Here is a 14,212-nt window from a genome sequence, read left to right as displayed (position 1 = left end):
CGACGCGCCCGGATCGCCCTGCCGCAACCCGCCCATGACCGATGGCGCAATCGCCGCCGCCCTGGTGGCTGCTACGCTTGCGGTTTGCCGTTCGCCCGGAATTCCAGATGCGTCGTCTCGCCCTGAGCGCTGTTGCGTTGCTGTCCCTGTCCTGCCTGCCGCCGCTGGCCGCGGCCCAGGATGCCCCCGCCCCGCTGACCATCGAGCAGGCCATGGCCGATCCGGACTGGATCGGGCCGCCGGTCGAGGACGCCTGGTGGGCCTGGGACGGGCACCAGGTGCAGTACCAGCTCAAGCGCACCGGCAGCCCGGTGCGCGACACCTACCGCCAGGGCGTCGACGGCGGCGCCGCGCAGCGGGTCGAGGACGCGCAGCGCAGCACCCTGGACGCGGCCAATCCGGTCTACGACGCACGCCGCCAGCGCATGCTGTTCGTGCGCAACGGCGACGTGTTCCTGCGCGACCTGCGCAGCGGCGCGCTGACCCAGCTGACCCGCAGCAACCAGGCCGCGGCGCGGCCGCAGTTCACCACCGATGGCGGTGCGCTGTGGCGGGTCGGCAACGACTGGTACCGCTGGAGCCCCGGCGGCGGCGTGCAGCAGGCCGCGGTGCTCAAGGCCGAGCGCGATCCCGACGCTGCACCCAAGCCCGACGTGCTGCGCGACCAGCAGCTGCGCACCCTGGAGACCCTGGCCCGCGATCGCGCGCAGCGCGAACTGCTGCGCCAGCAGGAGCAGGCCTGGCGCCGCGCCGACAGCAGCCGCGCGCCGGCGCCGGTGTACCTGGGCGACGACGTGGTGGTCGACGACAGCGCGCTGTCGCCGGACGGCCGCCACCTGCTGGTGGTCACCCACGCCAAAGGCGCCGAGGAGGGCCGCGACAGCAAGATGCCGCGCTACGTGACCGAATCCGGCTACGCCGAGTTCCAGGAAGCGCGCACCCTGGTCGGGCGTAATTCGCCGGTGGCGCAGACCCTGTGGCTGGTCGATGCGGTGGCCGGCAGCGCGCGTAAGCTCGACCTGTCGGTGCTGCCCGGCATCGGCACCGATCCGCTGGCGGCGCTGCGCAAGGCGGCCAAGCAGGAGCCGCTGCAGGGCCCGCGCGCGGTGCGCGTGGAAACCGACGGCGACGGCAGCGGCGCCTCGATGCACTGGAGCGAAGACGGCCGCAACGTCGCGGTGCTGCTGCGCGCGGTGGACAACAAGGACCGCTGGATCGCCAGCGTCGACCTGGACAAGGCGGTGCTGCAGCCGCGCCATCGCCTGACCGACCCGGCCTGGATCAACTGGAGCTTCAACGATTTCGGCTGGATGCCGGACAACCAGACGCTGTGGCTGCTGTCCGAGCAGTCCGGCTATTCGCACCTGTACACCCAGCGCGGCAACGAGAAGCCGCGCCAGCGCACCTCCGGCAAGTGGGAAGTGTCCGCGCCGGTGGTCAGCGCCGATGGCCAGGGCTTCCTGTTCCTGTGCAACCGCAAGTGGCCGGGCGACTACGAGGTGTGCAAGCTCGACCTGCGCAACGACAGCGTCGCCGAGCTGACGTCGCTGGACGGCGTGGAAGACTTCGCGCTGTCGCCGGACGGCCAGCAGCTGCTGGTGCACTACTCCGGCCCCTACCTGCCGCCGCAACTGGCGGTGCTGCCGGCCGCCGGCGGCAACGCGCGCGTGCTCACCGACACCCGCAGCGCGGCGTTCAAGGCACGCCAGTGGGTGCAGCCGCAGTTCGTGCAGGTGCCGTCCAAGCACGGCGCCGGCACCGTCTGGGGCAAGTACTACGGTCCGACGCAGCCGGAGCCGGGCAAGCGCTATCCGGTGGTGATGTTCGTGCACGGCGCCGGCTACCTGCAGAACGTGTCGTCGCGCTACACCCCGTACTTCCGCGAGCAGATGTTCCACAACCTGCTGGTGCAGAAGGGCTACATCGTGCTGGACCTGGACTACCGCGCCAGCGCCGGCTACGGCCGCGACTGGCGCACCGCGATCTACCGCGACATGGGCCATCCGGAGCTGGAGGACTACCTGGACGGCCTGGACTGGCTGGTCGACAGCAAGCAGGGCGACCGCGGCCGCGCCGGCATCTACGGCGGCTCCTACGGCGGCTTCATGACCTACATGGCGCTGTTCCGCAGCCCCGGCACGTTCAAGGCCGGCGCCGCGCTGCGCCCGGTGGCCGACTGGAGCCAGTACAACCACGAGTACACCTCCAACATCCTCAACACCCCGGACCTGGACCCGGAGGCCTACCGCACCTCCTCGCCGATCGAGTACGCCAGTGGGCTGCGCGACCACCTGCTGATCGCCCACGGCATGGTCGACGACAACGTGTTCTTCAAGGACTCGGTGGACATGACCCAGAAGCTGATCGAGCTGCACAAGGACAACTGGGAGATCGCGCCGTACCCGCTGGAGAAGCATGGCTTCACCCGCGCCGATTCCTGGCTGGACGAATACAAGCGCATCCTCAAGCTGTTCGAGCGCGAGCTGCGCTGAGCCGGCCGCACGCCGGGCGCTTGCCGTCGACGTGCGGCAGGCGCTGTCCCGCGGGGCGCCTGCGGGACAGCGCCGACCACCGGTGTCCGTCACGCATCGCGCCGTTCCGTAGGGGTCAACTGCCATGCAGCCGCGACGCGCGACGTGGTGAGCCTTCCGATGGCGCAATGCGTCGGGACTGAAGTCCCTCCCACCGTGCACCCGGCGGACTCGCCGCACGCCCCTGTGGGCGCGACTTCAGTCGCGACGAGGCCTTCCCGGTAAGGCCCGTCGCGGCTGAAGCCGCTGCTACGCGAGCGCTCGCAGCCAGGCCGTCCGCACGCGGATGGCATCGGCACGACCTTCGCGTCGCCCCGCTCCTGGCGACACCGCATCGGCCGTGCCCTGACCAGAGGCCGCGCACCGGCACAGGCGTGCCCCCCTCGCGCACCACCCGGCTTGCGCCCTGGTCCGTCGTCCCTATCCTTGCCGGACGGCCGCCGGCGCGATGGCACCAGCGCCGCCCCTCCCCGAAGGACCGCCGATGCCGCCCCCGCCGCTGCCCCTGACCGCCGCCCGCAACCAGACCATCGATGCGATGGCCAAGCTCTCGCTGCTGCTGGGGGTGCTGTCGCTGTTGTATTCGCTGGGCCAGGCGCTGCTGCTGATGGCGTTGCCGGACGGAGCGATCGAGGGCGTGCTGCGCCAGGCCGGCCTGCCGTTGCCGCCGCTGCTGCAATGGTGCGTGGCCCATGCGCTGGCGCTGTCCTGGCTGTCGGCGCTGCTGTCGGCGGGCCTGTGTGCGGCGTCGTGGGCGCTGCTGCAGCGGCGCGACTGGGCGCGGCGGGCCTTCATCGTGTTCCTGGTGGTCACCGCCGCAGCCAACTTCGCGGTGCTGCCGCTGCTGTGGCAACTGCTCGACCTGCTGCAGGCCTGGGCGCCGCAGCACGCCTTCGACCCGCAACAGCTCCAGCACGACCTGGCCCTGAGCCGCATCACCCTCATGGTCAGCGGCGCGCTGACCGCGCTGGTCTTCGCCGGCTTGCACGGCTGGCTGGTCTACCAGTTGTGCCGCCCCGCGATCCGCGCCGAGTTCCACCGCTGACGCACGCCGACCGGCCTGCGCGGTCCGCGCAGCCCGGCGCTGACGCCTGACACAGGCAGCTTCTAGAATGGCGGCATGCATACCTTCGACCGTGTCCGCGACTATCTCACTGACCTGCAAGACCGCATCTGCGCGGCGGTCGAGGCCGCCGACGGCCAGGCCCGTTTCGCCGAAGACCTGTGGCAGCGCGCGGAGGGCGGCGGCGGCCGCACCCGCATCCTGCGCGATGGCGCGCTGTTCGAGCAGGCCGGCATCGGCTTCTCCGACGTCGCCGGCACCCGCCTGCCGCCCTCGGCCAGCGCCAACCGCCCGGAACTGGCCGGCGCCTCCTGGCGCGCGGTCGGGGTGTCGCTGGTGTTCCATCCGCTCAGCCCGTACATCCCCACCACCCACGCCAACGTGCGCTACTTCGAGGCGCAGCGCGACGGCGCCACCGTGGCCTGGTGGTTCGGCGGCGGCTTCGACCTGACCCCGTACTACCCGTTCGACGAAGACGCCCGCCACTGGCACCAGACCGCGCACGACCTGTGCGCGCCCTTCGGCGAAGACCGCTATCCGGCGCACAAGCGCTGGTGCGACGAGTACTTCTTCCTCAAGCACCGCAACGAGACCCGCGGCGTCGGCGGCCTGTTCTTCGACGACCTGCATGCCGATTTCGAGCGCGACTTCGCCTACCAGCGCGCGGTCGGCGACGGCTTCCTCGACGCCTACCTGCCGATCGTCGAACGCCGCCGCGGCCTGCCCTGGGGCGAGCGCGAGCGCGAGTTCCAGCTGTACCGGCGCGGCCGCTACGTCGAATTCAACCTGGTCTACGACCGCGGGACCCTGTTCGGCCTGCAGAGCGGCGGCCGCAGCGAAAGCATCCTGATGAGCCTGCCGCCGCGGGTGCGCTGGGAATACGGCTTCCAGCCCGAACCGGGCAGCGCGGAGGCGCGCCTGGCCGAGTACCTGGTGCCGCGCGACTGGCTGGCATGAGCACGCCAGCGCGCACTGCCGTTTTGGGCCGCGAGGACAAGCGCGCCATCGCCGAACAGCTGCAGGCCTACCTGCGCACCGAGCTGCAGCAGCAGGTCGGCGCGTTCGAGGCCGAATTCCTGCTCGACTTCGTCGCCGAGCGCATCGGCGCGCATTACTACAACCGCGGCCTGCACGATGCCCGCGCGCTGCTGGCCACGCAGCTGGATACCCTGGACGACGCGCTCTACCAATTGCAGCAGCCCACCGACGCGCGCCGCTGAGCACGGCAGCGCACGCCGCCGGCGCGGCGTCAATAAAACTGCAGGCATAAAAAAGCCCCGCGGACCAGGGGGAGGTCGGCGGGGCCAGGGAACGGAGACTTGGGGAGGAGTCGCCGTTCCTGGATCTGCTCCAGGGGATGGGAGGAGATCCGCGACAGGTATTGCGCCTGTCGAGGGATATAAGAACATTTCCCACCTTGCTCGTTCGTGAAGATTTAAGTTAAAAATTTGTCAGATTAAGGACGGATTCATTCCCAAAACTTCGCCCGAAATACACCGCGTCAAAATTCCGTTCAAACGCTGTAGTGCCGGGTGTTTCAGGGTGTGACGCCAGTTGGCATTTCAGGGCTTTCAGCGCGCGATCGGGTCAAAAAAACAGCGCGAATGGGAAAGCGAAAATCACTGGCGGGATAATCCGCCCGAAAACCGGATTCCATTCGCAGCGGGCAACGCGCGTGCTGTCTACGCAACACACCGCAACACCAGGCCGGGCCCTGGAGCCATCTCCAGGACCCGGGCGGTCAATGCGCCTCGTCCCAGTTGTCGCCCACGCCGCTGTCCACCACCAGCGGGACCTTCAGCTCCGCCGCGGCGGACATCCGCCCCGTCACTTCCGGCAGCAAGGTGTCGACGAAGTCGGCATCGGCTTCGAACACCAGTTCGTCGTGCACCTGCAGGATCATCAGCGCGCGGTCGCGGTGGTCCTGCAGCCAGGCGTCCACGCCGACCATGGCGCGCTTGATGATGTCGGCGGCGGTACCCTGCATCGGCGCGTTGATCGCGGCGCGCTCGGCACCGGCGCGCAGGCCTTGCTGGCGGGCGTTGATGTCGTTCAGGTACAGGCGGCGGCCGAACAGGGTCTCCACGTAGCCCTGGGTGCGGGCCTGCTCGCGCATGCGCTCCATGAAGTCGCGCACACCCGGGTAGCGGCTGAAGTACAGCGCCACGTAGTCCTGGGCCTCGCCGCGGCCGATGCCCAGGTTGCGGGCCAGGCCGAACGCGCTCATGCCGTACATCAGGCCGAAGTTGATCGCCTTGGCGGCGCGGCGCTCGTTGCCGGTGACCTCCTCCAGCTTGCGCCCGAACACCTCGGCGGCGGTGGCGCGGTGCACGTCCACGCCGCTGCCGAAGGCGCGCAGCAGGCCCGGGTCCTCGGACAGGTGGGCCATGATCCGCAGCTCGATCTGCGAATAGTCGCAGGCGATCAGCTTGCGCCCGGGCGGGGCGACGAAGGCGCGGCGGATGCGGCGGCCGTCATCGGTGCGGATCGGGATGTTCTGCAGGTTGGGATCGGAGGAGGACAGCCGTCCGGTGGCGGCGCCGGCCTGGTGGTAGCTGGTGTGCACGCGGCCGGTGTCGGGATTGAGCATCTCCGGCAGCTTGTCGGTGTAGGTGCTGCGCAGCTTGGCCAGGCCGCGGTACTCCAGGATCACCCGCGGCAGCTCGTGCTGGTCGGCGATCGCCTCCAGCGCCTCCTCGTTGGTGCTGGGCTGGCCCTTGGGGGTCTTCAACACCGCCGGCAGCTTCAGTTCGTCGAACAGCACCGCCTGCAGCTGCTTGGGCGAATCCATGTTGAAGCTGCGCCCGGCCAGCGCGGTGGCCTTCTGCTGCGCGGCCAGCATGCGCTGGCTCAGGTCCTGGCTCTGCTTGCGCAGCTCGGCGATGTCCACGCACACGCCGTTGGCCTCGACCCGCGCCAGCACCGGCACCAGCGGCATCTCGATCTCGCGGTAGACCTGCGCCAGCGCCGGCTCGGCGTCCAGTTGTGCCGACAGGGTGCGGTGCAGGCGCAGGGTGATGTCGGCGTCCTCGGCGGCGTAGCGGGTGGCATCGTCGATGGCCACCTGCGAGAAGGCGATCTGCTTGGCCCCCTTGCCGGCCACGTCCTCGTACTTGACCGTGTCGTAGCCCAGGTAGCGCCTGGCCAGCGAGTCCATGTCGTGGCGGCTGGCGGTGGAATTGAGCACGAAGCTCTCCAGCATGGTGTCGTCGGCATAGCCGCGCACCTCCACGCCGTGGCGACGCAGCACGTGCAGGTCGTACTTGCCGTGCTGGCCGACCTTGGCCTTGGCCGGGTCTTCCAGCAGCGGCTTGAGCAGCGCCAGCGCCAGCGCGCGGTCCAGTTGCACCGGCGCACCGGGATAGTCGTGGCCCAGCGGCAGGTAGTCGGCGCGGCCCGGCTCGGTGGCGAAGCTGAGGCCGACCAGGTTGGCGCGCATCGCGTCCAGCGCGTCGGTCTCGGTGTCGAAGGCGAAGCCGTCGGCGGCGCGCAGGCGCACCAGCAGTTCCTCGAACTGCTCGGGAGTGGTCACCGCGGTGTAGTCGCCCTTGGCGGCCAATGCCGGGTCCAGCGCCGTATCGGCGGCCGGCGCCGCGGCCCGGGCATAGCCGGCGGCAGTGCCGCGCAGGCTGGGCGTGGCCTCGCTGGCGGCTTCCGGCGCGGCCACGCCGCCGTCCAGGTCGCGCAGCGCCTGGGTGAAGCCGTAACGCTGGTACAGGCCGCGCAGCTGCTCCGGCTCCTGTTCGCGCAGGCCCAGGGTGCGCGGCCCGCCGGCCAGCGCCACGTCGGTCTTGATGGTGACCAGTTCGCGGTTCAGCGGCAGGCGCTCCAGCGCCGCGCGCAGGTTGTCGCCGATCTTGCCCTTGATGCTGTCGGCATGGGCGATCACCCCGTCCAGCGAGCCGTATTCGGCCAGCCACTTGGCGGCGGTCTTGGGGCCGCACTTCTCCACCCCGGGCACGTTGTCGATGGCATCGCCCATCAGTGCCAGCAGGTCGACGATCTGGTGCGGCCAGACCCCGAACTTCTCCATCACCGCCGCGTCCGAATCCATGCGGCTGCCGCTCATGGTGTTGACCAGTTGCACGCCGGGGCGCACCAGCTGGGCGAAATCCTTGTCGCCGGTGGAGATGGTGACGTCCAGGCCGTCGCCGGCGCCCTGCAGGGCCAACGTGCCGATCACGTCGTCGGCCTCGACCCCGTCCTGGCGCAGGATGGTGATACCCAGCGCATGCACGATCTGGCACATCGGCTCCACCTGCGCGCGCAGTTCGTCGGGCATCGGCGGCCGGTTGGCCTTGTACAGCGGGTACAGGTCGTCGCGGAAGGTCTTGCCCGGCGCATCGACCACGAAGGCCACGTACTCGGGGCGCTCCTTGAGGGTGGCGCGCAACATGTTGACCACGCCGAACAGCGCGCCGGTGGGCTCGCCGGCGGCATTGGTCAGCGGCGGAAGCGCGTGGAACGCGCGATACAGGTAACTGGACCCGTCGATCAGGACTAATCGGCTCATCGGCCAATTCTACGCTGGGTGGGTTCGCGGCCCCGCAATGAGTACCGCCCCCGGGGCAGCGGTGCACGGCGGTTAGCCCCTCTCCCACCGGGAGAGGGGTTGGGGTGAGGGTCGGCGCGAAGCGACGCGCTGACTTGCTCCACGCGGCTGCGCCCGTACCCTCATCCGCCCCTGCGGGGCACCTTCTCCCGACGGGAGAAGGGAGAGCCAGAGCCCCTCTCCCACCGGGAGAGGGGTTGGGGTGAGGGTCCGGCGCGAAGCGATGCTCTGACTTGGTCCACGCGGCTGCGCCCGTACCCTCATCCGCCCCTTCGGGGCACCTTCTCCCGAGGGGAGAAGGACAAGCCATTGCCCCTCTCCCGCCGGGAGAGGGGTTGGGGTGAGGGTCGGCGCGAAGCGACTCGCTGACTTGGTCCACGCGGCTGCGCCCGTACCCTCATCCGCCCCTGCGGGGCACCTTCTCCCGAGGGGAGAAGGACAAGCCAAAGCCCCTCTCCCACCGGGAGAGGGGTTGGGGTGAGGGTCGGCGCGAAGCGACGCGCTGACTTGGTCCACGAGTTGCCATCCGCCCTTGCCATTCGCACACCGCATGCGACTACTCGGCGCATACTCTGCGTCATGCCCTACCCGTGGAGAACACCGTCATGAAAGCCCTGATCCTGGTCCCGTTGTTGCTGCTGGCGGGCTGCGCCTCCACTGGCCTTGGCCCGGACGGTGCGCCGGTGGACGTGCGCGGCGCGGAGACGACCCAACGCAAGATGGAGAACGGCGACACCGTCGACGAGTACCGGGTGGGCGGCCAGTTGCGCATGGTCAAGGTGACGCCGGCGCGCGGCCCGGCCTATTACCTGTACGACCGCAACGGCGACGGCCATATGGAAGTGGACGGCAGCAAGGACAACGTATCGCCGGTGTACTGGAAGCTCTACAGCTGGTGACACATGCCAAGCGCGCTGCGGAACGGCAGCGCGCTGCGGCATGCGTGCGCATCCGACGAACGGCCGGATGCCAGCCGCACGTCGCAAGCCCGCCGACCTGCCCAAACCCGGCGCGGCCAGGCATATGCGCTGGCCGCAACCCAACAGCCGCCTCCTAGACGTCGGCGAAGGCCGGAATCGCCGGGAACCCGGCCGGTGCGGTCGCGGTGCCGGCGGTCTTTGTGCCCTTGTGGTACCAGAGGTAGTACGGATAGATGCTGGCCGGCGGGCTCAGGCCCAGGCCCTGGTCGGCCGAGTAGGAACCGTTGTTCGCGGTCACCTTGACCAGCACCGGCAGCGCCTGCTTCTTGAAGGTGGCATCGCAGACGGCGCAGGGAAAGGCATCCTGCACGATCAGGTACGGGCCCGCGGCGGCCTTCTTGCCGAGCGCGTTGTAGACGCCGATCTCCGAGTGCTGCTGCTTGCCCTGGCCGGTGATCTGGCCTTCGGCGCCGAGTTTCCACTTGCCGCCGTTGACGTAATAGCCTTCGGTGTTGATGGTCATGCACGTTCTCCTCAGTCGTGTGTGATGAGCGCCGGCGGCGCCGCGCCGATCCATGCGCCGTCGTCCGCCGCGTTCGTGGGCGCATGACAACCGCCACGCTTCTCTTCGAACGCGTGCGGATCCAGGCCTGTGAATGGTCGCGGCGGAACCGGCAGGAACAGCGTCGCCGCGCGCGGCACAGCGGACCATCGGCGCAAGCCTGATCCTGCGGGGAGGGCGCGATGACACGCGCTCGCAGGGAAACGCGGCCGAGAGAAGTCGCGCTACGGCGCGAACGGGTCGCGGTCGCGCCATGGCTGCGACGCACGCAATCGACGCCCCTGGGCAGCAGCATGATGGGCGCCGGAAGCAACGCGATCGGTGCTCGGCGACGACAGGAGGCCGGACGCGGCGGAAGCCATGCGTGGGCAATTGCATCGCGGCGGCTTGCGCCGCGCCGCGAGGCGTCATTCGCGGTAGCGGTCGCCGGCCTGGTCAACCACCACCTGATCGCTGTGCACGGTGCGCGACGGCGCCGCAGCGCGCCGTGCCGGCAACCACCGAACGCGGGCCTCGAACTTTCAGCGCCCGCGCCGCCCCCGGCGTGGGCTGGTCAACGCCTCAGCGGATCACCAGCACCGGCACCTGGCTGTTGGCGAGCACTTCCGCAGTCTGGCTGCCGAGCAGCACCCGGCTCATGCCGCGGCGGCCGTGCGAGGTCATCACGATCAGCTCGCTGTTGCAGGCCATGGCCATCTCGATGATGCCCTCGGCGGCGTAGCGGTCGAGCACGTGGCGGCCGTGCGCGGTCACCCCGCTGGCCGCCGCGGCGGCCAGCGCCGGCGCCAGGATCTTCTGCGCGCCGGCTTCGCGGTCCTGGCGGTATTCGGGGCTGGCCTCGTAGCCCACGCTCCAGCCCATGGCGTCGTACATGCCCATCGCCCACGGCTCGGACACGGTGACGATATCCACCTGCGCGCCGAGCGTGGCGGCGAGCGCCAGTCCCTGCTGCAAGCCCTTGGCGGACAACTCGGAACCATCGATGGCGATCAGGATGCGCTGGTACATGGGGTGCTCCGGTGACGCCGCGCGCGGCGGCTGGGAGAGCATTGCACACCCGATGCGCAGCGCCTTCCTTGACCCGGATCAAATTCAGTCGCTGTGCGGCTTCAGCAGGCGTGCCGGATTGCCGGCCACGCGCGCGCCGGCGGGCACGTCGCGGGTGACCACGCTGCCGGCGCCGATCACCGCGTCGTCGCCGATGGTCACCCCCGGCAGCACGATCGCGCCGCCGCCGATCCAGACGTTGCGCCCGATCGTCAGCGGCCGCCCCAGTTCCAGCCCCTCGGCGCGCTGCGCGGCATCGCGCGGGTGATCGGCGGCATAGAGTTGCACCGCCGGCCCGATCTGGGTGCCGGCACCGATGTGCACCGGCGCCACGTCCAGGATCACGCAGTTGAAGTTGAGGAACACGTCCTCGCCGAGATGGATGTTGTAGCCGTAGTCGCAATGGAACGGTGGCCGGACCACCGCGCCGTGTCCGACCGAACCCAGTCCCTCGACCAGCAGCGCGTGCCGACGCGCCGGCGGCTGGGCCAGCGCCGCGTTGTAGCGCAGCATCCAGGCACTGGCCGCGTCCTGCTCGGCCTGCAGCTGCGCGTCGTTAGGCCGATAGGCCTCGCCGGCCAGCATCTTCTCTTTCTCGCTTCGCATCCTGCCCTCCCAGGCATCGGTCGAGCCGGCATGATCGCATCGCGCTGCGTAACGGCGCGTAGCCTGGTCACGACGCGGGCGGCGCGGCGACGTCGTGACCTGCAGGCCACGCGGCATTCACCGTCCAGCAACACACACGCAGCCGATCATCGAACGACCGTGCCGCCCATGCCTGGCCGCGCGGGCTCTCTCCCAGACAAGGCGGTGCGCGATGTCCGAGCGTGTGGAAGCAGGTCAGATGGTCTTCGTCGCCGACGGCGAGGTCGGTGTGGGCGCGGTGCGCGAAGTGCGCGACGGCGGTGCGACGTTCGTCATCAACATCGAGAATGGCGGCGATTTCGTGGTGCCCTCGAGCGCGGTGCGCGACGTGCATTTCGGCAAGGTGATCCTGGCGGTCGAACATCTGCCGGCGCCGCTGCGCGAGGCGCTGCGGCATCCGCACGCTGCGGAACTGCCGACCTCGACCTATGCCGCCAGCGATCCGAGCGACGGGGCACTGAAGGACTAGTCGCGCGGCGACACGGACACGACGGCGTACAGACGATCGACCGCGCCGCCTGGCATCGAACGCATGCCCTTGCCGGGGCATGCCTGTGTCCTCGAGCAAAACGCCGGTTCCATTGAGGGTGTGATCGCTGAGCGCGTGATCGCAGGTTCAATCACCCCGCGTCGCGGCTGCAGCCGTTCCCACAAGACCACGGTCGGCATGGCGGACGCCTTCCCGGTCTGCGCGATCCGGGCGACCGATCGCCCGCAGGCACCGCTGTGGCCGCCGCGGACCAAGAACAACTCAGCCGCAGGCGATGCAACAGGTCGCCGAGGTCATTTTGCACCCCGCGCCCCGACCGCCATCAGCCCACCCGGTGCCCGCATGAACGGCATCGCCTGGCGCTTGCGCGGCCAGGCAGACCCGGTACGCCGGCGATGCCGGCAAGTGCTAACGTTCCGCGCTTCCGTACCTCATGTTGCCTCGGAGCCGCGCATGTCCGCCACCGCTTTCCCCGCCTCCCGTCGCGCCCATCGGGCGCTGGTCCTCGGCATCGGCCTGGCGCTCGCCGGCGCCGCGCAGGCGCAGGTGGTGCGCGCGCCCGACGTGCCGGCGCCGGAGGACACGCCCTACCCCGGCACCCTGACCTTGCAGGTGGACGCCGGCGACGTGCGCCAGGGCATCTACCGCGTGCACGAGACCATCCCGGTCAGCGCCGGGCGGCTGACCCTGCAGTACCCGCAGTGGATCCCCGGCGATCATTCGCCGAGTGGGCCGGTGGCGATGCTGGCCGGCCTCACCCTCACCGCCAACGGCAAGCCCCTGCCGTGGCGCCGCGACACCTTCGACGTGTACAGCTTCCACGTCGACGTGCCGCAGGGCGTGAGCGCGATCGACGCCAGCTTCCAGTATCTGTCGCCGCGCGACGACGGTTTCGAGATGACCGACAAGATGCTGCAGCTGGAGTGGAACAAGGTGGCGCTGTACCCGGCCGGCCACGACACCCGCGGCATCACCGTGACGCCCAGCGTGACCCTGCCGGCCGGCTGGGAGTTCGGCACGGCGCTGGAGACCGCCAGCCGCGACGGCGCCACCACCACCTTCAAGCCGGTGGACTTCACCACGCTGGTCGACTCGCCGATCTACGCCGGGCACTACTTCAAGCGCGTGGACCTGACCCCGGCCGGCGGTGCGCCGGTGCATCTGGACGTGGTCGCCGACGCGCCGCGGTTCCTGGACATCAGCGCCGAGCAGCTGCAGGTGCACCGCAACCTGCCGGTGCAGGCGATCAAGCTGTTCGGCTCGCACCACTACGCGCATTACGACTTCCTGTTCTCGCTGTCCGACGTGCTCGGCGGCAACGGCCTGGAGCACCACCAGTCCAGCGAGAACGGGCTGGGCGCCGATTACTTCAGCGCCTGGGACGAGAACGCACCCGACCGCGACCTGCTGGCGCACGAGTACACGCACTCGTGGAACGGCAAGTTCCGGCGCCCGGCCGACCTGTGGACGCCCACCTTCAACGTGCCGATGGGCGACTCGCTGCTGTGGGTGTACGAGGGCCAGACCCAATACTGGGGCTATGTGCTGACCGCGCGCGCCGGGATGTGGACGCCGCAGCAGTTCCGCGACGCGCTGGCGATGACCGCGGCCAACTACGACCGCAACCGCGCCGGCTTCCGCTGGCGCTCGCTGGAGGACACCACCAACGATCCCACCGCCGCGCACCGCGCGCCGCTGCCCTACCGCAGCTGGCAGATGAGCGAGGACTACTACAGCGGCGGGCAGATGGTGTGGCTGGCGGTGGATGCCAAGCTGCGTGCGATGAGCGGCGGGCGCAAGTCGCTGGACGACGTGGCCAAGGCGTTCTTCGGCGTCGACGACGGCAGCTTCGCGGTCAAGACCTATACCTTCGACGACGTCGTCGCCGCGCTCGACGGCGTGGTCCACTACGACTGGGCCGACTACATCAACCGGCGCGTGTACCAGGTGGATCCGCCGCTGCTGGAAGGCCTGCAGGCCAGCGGCTGGAAGCTGGTGTACACCGACCAGCCCAGCGCATTCGAGAAGCAGTACGACGGCCGCCACCAGTCGGCGCGGCACCGCTACAACTTCGCCTGGTCGATCGGCCTGGTGATGAACGACGACGCCAGCATCAACGACGTGCTGTGGGACGGCCCGGCGTTCAAGGCCGGGGTCAGCAGTGGCGCCACGGTGCTCGCGGTCAACGGCCAGGACTACTCGCGCGACACGCTCAAGCAGGCCATCGCCGACGCCAAGGGCGGCAGCGCGCCGATCGTGCTGACGCTCAAGTACCAGGGCGGCGTGCGCGACGTGCCGGTGAACTATCACGACGGCCTGCAGTATCCGCACCTGGTGCGGGTCGAGGGCACGCCGGACTACCTGAGCAAGATCATCGCCGCACGGCGCTGAGCCCACGCTCG

11 protein-coding genes are annotated in these 14,212 nt (G+C 69.8%); 7 read left to right on the top strand and 4 right to left on the bottom strand.

Annotated features, from left to right (window positions below):
- The first annotated feature begins 107 nt into the window (after positions 1-107).
- The 4 genes from FHR66_RS16765 (at position 108) to FHR66_RS16750 (ending at position 4,814) form a co-directional block, all read left to right on the top strand.
- On the top strand, positions 108-2,492 hold the full coding sequence (locus FHR66_RS16765; protein WP_160970491.1) for a S9 family peptidase: 2,385 nt from the start codon (positions 108-110) through the stop codon (positions 2,490-2,492).
- Between the two features lie 523 nt (positions 2,493-3,015).
- Entirely contained in the window at positions 3,016-3,576 is a 561-nt protein-coding gene (locus FHR66_RS16760; protein ID WP_167087957.1) for a hypothetical protein, read from the top strand.
- A 75-nt stretch (positions 3,577-3,651) separates the two neighbouring features.
- Positions 3,652-4,551 (top strand): oxygen-dependent coproporphyrinogen oxidase, encoded by a 900-nt coding sequence (gene hemF, locus FHR66_RS16755; protein ID WP_160969479.1) that lies wholly within the window; start codon positions 3,652-3,654, stop codon positions 4,549-4,551.
- Complete coding sequence (locus FHR66_RS16750; protein ID WP_160969481.1) at positions 4,548-4,814, top strand: DUF2164 domain-containing protein; 267 nt, start codon at positions 4,548-4,550, stop codon at positions 4,812-4,814. The genes hemF and FHR66_RS16750 overlap by 4 nt, the downstream gene beginning before the upstream one ends.
- Positions 4,815-5,335: 521 nt before the next feature.
- On the opposite strand, the gene polA is transcribed toward FHR66_RS16750, so the two are convergent.
- Positions 5,336-8,107: a DNA polymerase I gene (gene polA / locus FHR66_RS16745; protein ID WP_160969483.1), complete on the bottom strand. Its 2,772-nt coding sequence runs from the start codon at positions 8,105-8,107 to the stop codon at positions 5,336-5,338.
- A gap of 644 nt (positions 8,108-8,751) precedes the next feature.
- Between polA and FHR66_RS16740 the strand changes: the two genes are divergently transcribed.
- Positions 8,752-9,045, top strand: coding sequence for a DUF2782 domain-containing protein (locus FHR66_RS16740; RefSeq protein ID WP_160946949.1), 294 nt, complete (start codon positions 8,752-8,754; stop codon positions 9,043-9,045).
- A 154-nt stretch (positions 9,046-9,199) separates the two neighbouring features.
- Here FHR66_RS16740 and FHR66_RS16735 read toward each other — a convergent pair whose 3' ends face one another.
- The 3 genes from FHR66_RS16735 to FHR66_RS16725 all read right to left on the bottom strand — a co-directional run bounded on the left by FHR66_RS16735 (position 9,200) and on the right by FHR66_RS16725 (position 11,281).
- Positions 9,200-9,589, bottom strand: a complete 390-nt coding sequence (locus FHR66_RS16735; RefSeq protein WP_160969485.1) for a hypothetical protein — start codon at positions 9,587-9,589, stop codon at positions 9,200-9,202.
- A gap of 600 nt (positions 9,590-10,189) precedes the next feature.
- Positions 10,190-10,636, bottom strand: a complete 447-nt coding sequence (locus FHR66_RS16730; RefSeq protein WP_160969487.1) for a universal stress protein — start codon at positions 10,634-10,636, stop codon at positions 10,190-10,192.
- Between the two features lie 84 nt (positions 10,637-10,720).
- Positions 10,721-11,281, bottom strand: coding sequence for a sugar O-acetyltransferase (locus tag FHR66_RS16725; RefSeq protein WP_160969489.1), 561 nt, complete (start codon positions 11,279-11,281; stop codon positions 10,721-10,723).
- Between the two features lie 211 nt (positions 11,282-11,492).
- On the opposite strand from FHR66_RS16725, the gene FHR66_RS16720 reads away from it, so the two are divergent.
- Together FHR66_RS16720 and FHR66_RS16715 are read left to right on the top strand one after the other, a co-directional pair.
- Positions 11,493-11,789 carry a hypothetical protein gene (locus tag FHR66_RS16720; RefSeq protein ID WP_237475420.1) on the top strand — a complete coding sequence of 99 codons (297 nt, stop codon included), beginning with the start codon at positions 11,493-11,495 and terminating at the stop codon, positions 11,787-11,789.
- A 474-nt stretch (positions 11,790-12,263) separates the two neighbouring features.
- Positions 12,264-14,201 carry a M61 family metallopeptidase gene (locus FHR66_RS16715; RefSeq protein WP_160969491.1) on the top strand — a complete coding sequence of 646 codons (1,938 nt, stop codon included), beginning with the start codon at positions 12,264-12,266 and terminating at the stop codon, positions 14,199-14,201.
- Positions 14,202-14,212 lie beyond the last annotated feature (11 nt).

This window comes from Xanthomonas sp. F4 (assembly GCF_011761895.1).
Note: the sequence above shows the minus strand (reverse complement) of the source record. Positions and strands in the feature narration are given on the sequence as shown.

Excerpts from the sequence above, each read along its gene's own strand:
- FHR66_RS16765 (WP_160970491.1), top strand. The coding sequence starts at position 108 with ATGCGTCGTCTCGCCCTGAGCGCTGTTGCGTTGCTGTCCCTGTCCTGC.
- FHR66_RS16760 (WP_167087957.1), top strand. The coding sequence starts at position 3,016 with ATGCCGCCCCCGCCGCTGCCCCTGACCGCCGCCCGCAACCAGACCATC.
- hemF (WP_160969479.1), top strand. The coding sequence starts at position 3,652 with ATGCATACCTTCGACCGTGTCCGCGACTATCTCACTGACCTGCAAGAC.
- FHR66_RS16750 (WP_160969481.1), top strand. The coding sequence starts at position 4,548 with ATGAGCACGCCAGCGCGCACTGCCGTTTTGGGCCGCGAGGACAAGCGC.
- polA (WP_160969483.1), bottom strand. The coding sequence starts at position 8,107 with ATGAGCCGATTAGTCCTGATCGACGGGTCCAGTTACCTGTATCGCGCG.
- FHR66_RS16740 (WP_160946949.1), top strand. The coding sequence starts at position 8,752 with ATGAAAGCCCTGATCCTGGTCCCGTTGTTGCTGCTGGCGGGCTGCGCC.
- FHR66_RS16735 (WP_160969485.1), bottom strand. The coding sequence starts at position 9,589 with ATGACCATCAACACCGAAGGCTATTACGTCAACGGCGGCAAGTGGAAA.
- FHR66_RS16730 (WP_160969487.1), bottom strand. The coding sequence starts at position 10,636 with ATGTACCAGCGCATCCTGATCGCCATCGATGGTTCCGAGTTGTCCGCC.
- FHR66_RS16725 (WP_160969489.1), bottom strand. The coding sequence starts at position 11,281 with ATGCGAAGCGAGAAAGAGAAGATGCTGGCCGGCGAGGCCTATCGGCCT.
- FHR66_RS16720 (WP_237475420.1), top strand. The coding sequence starts at position 11,493 with ATGTCCGAGCGTGTGGAAGCAGGTCAGATGGTCTTCGTCGCCGACGGC.
- FHR66_RS16715 (WP_160969491.1), top strand. The coding sequence starts at position 12,264 with ATGTCCGCCACCGCTTTCCCCGCCTCCCGTCGCGCCCATCGGGCGCTG.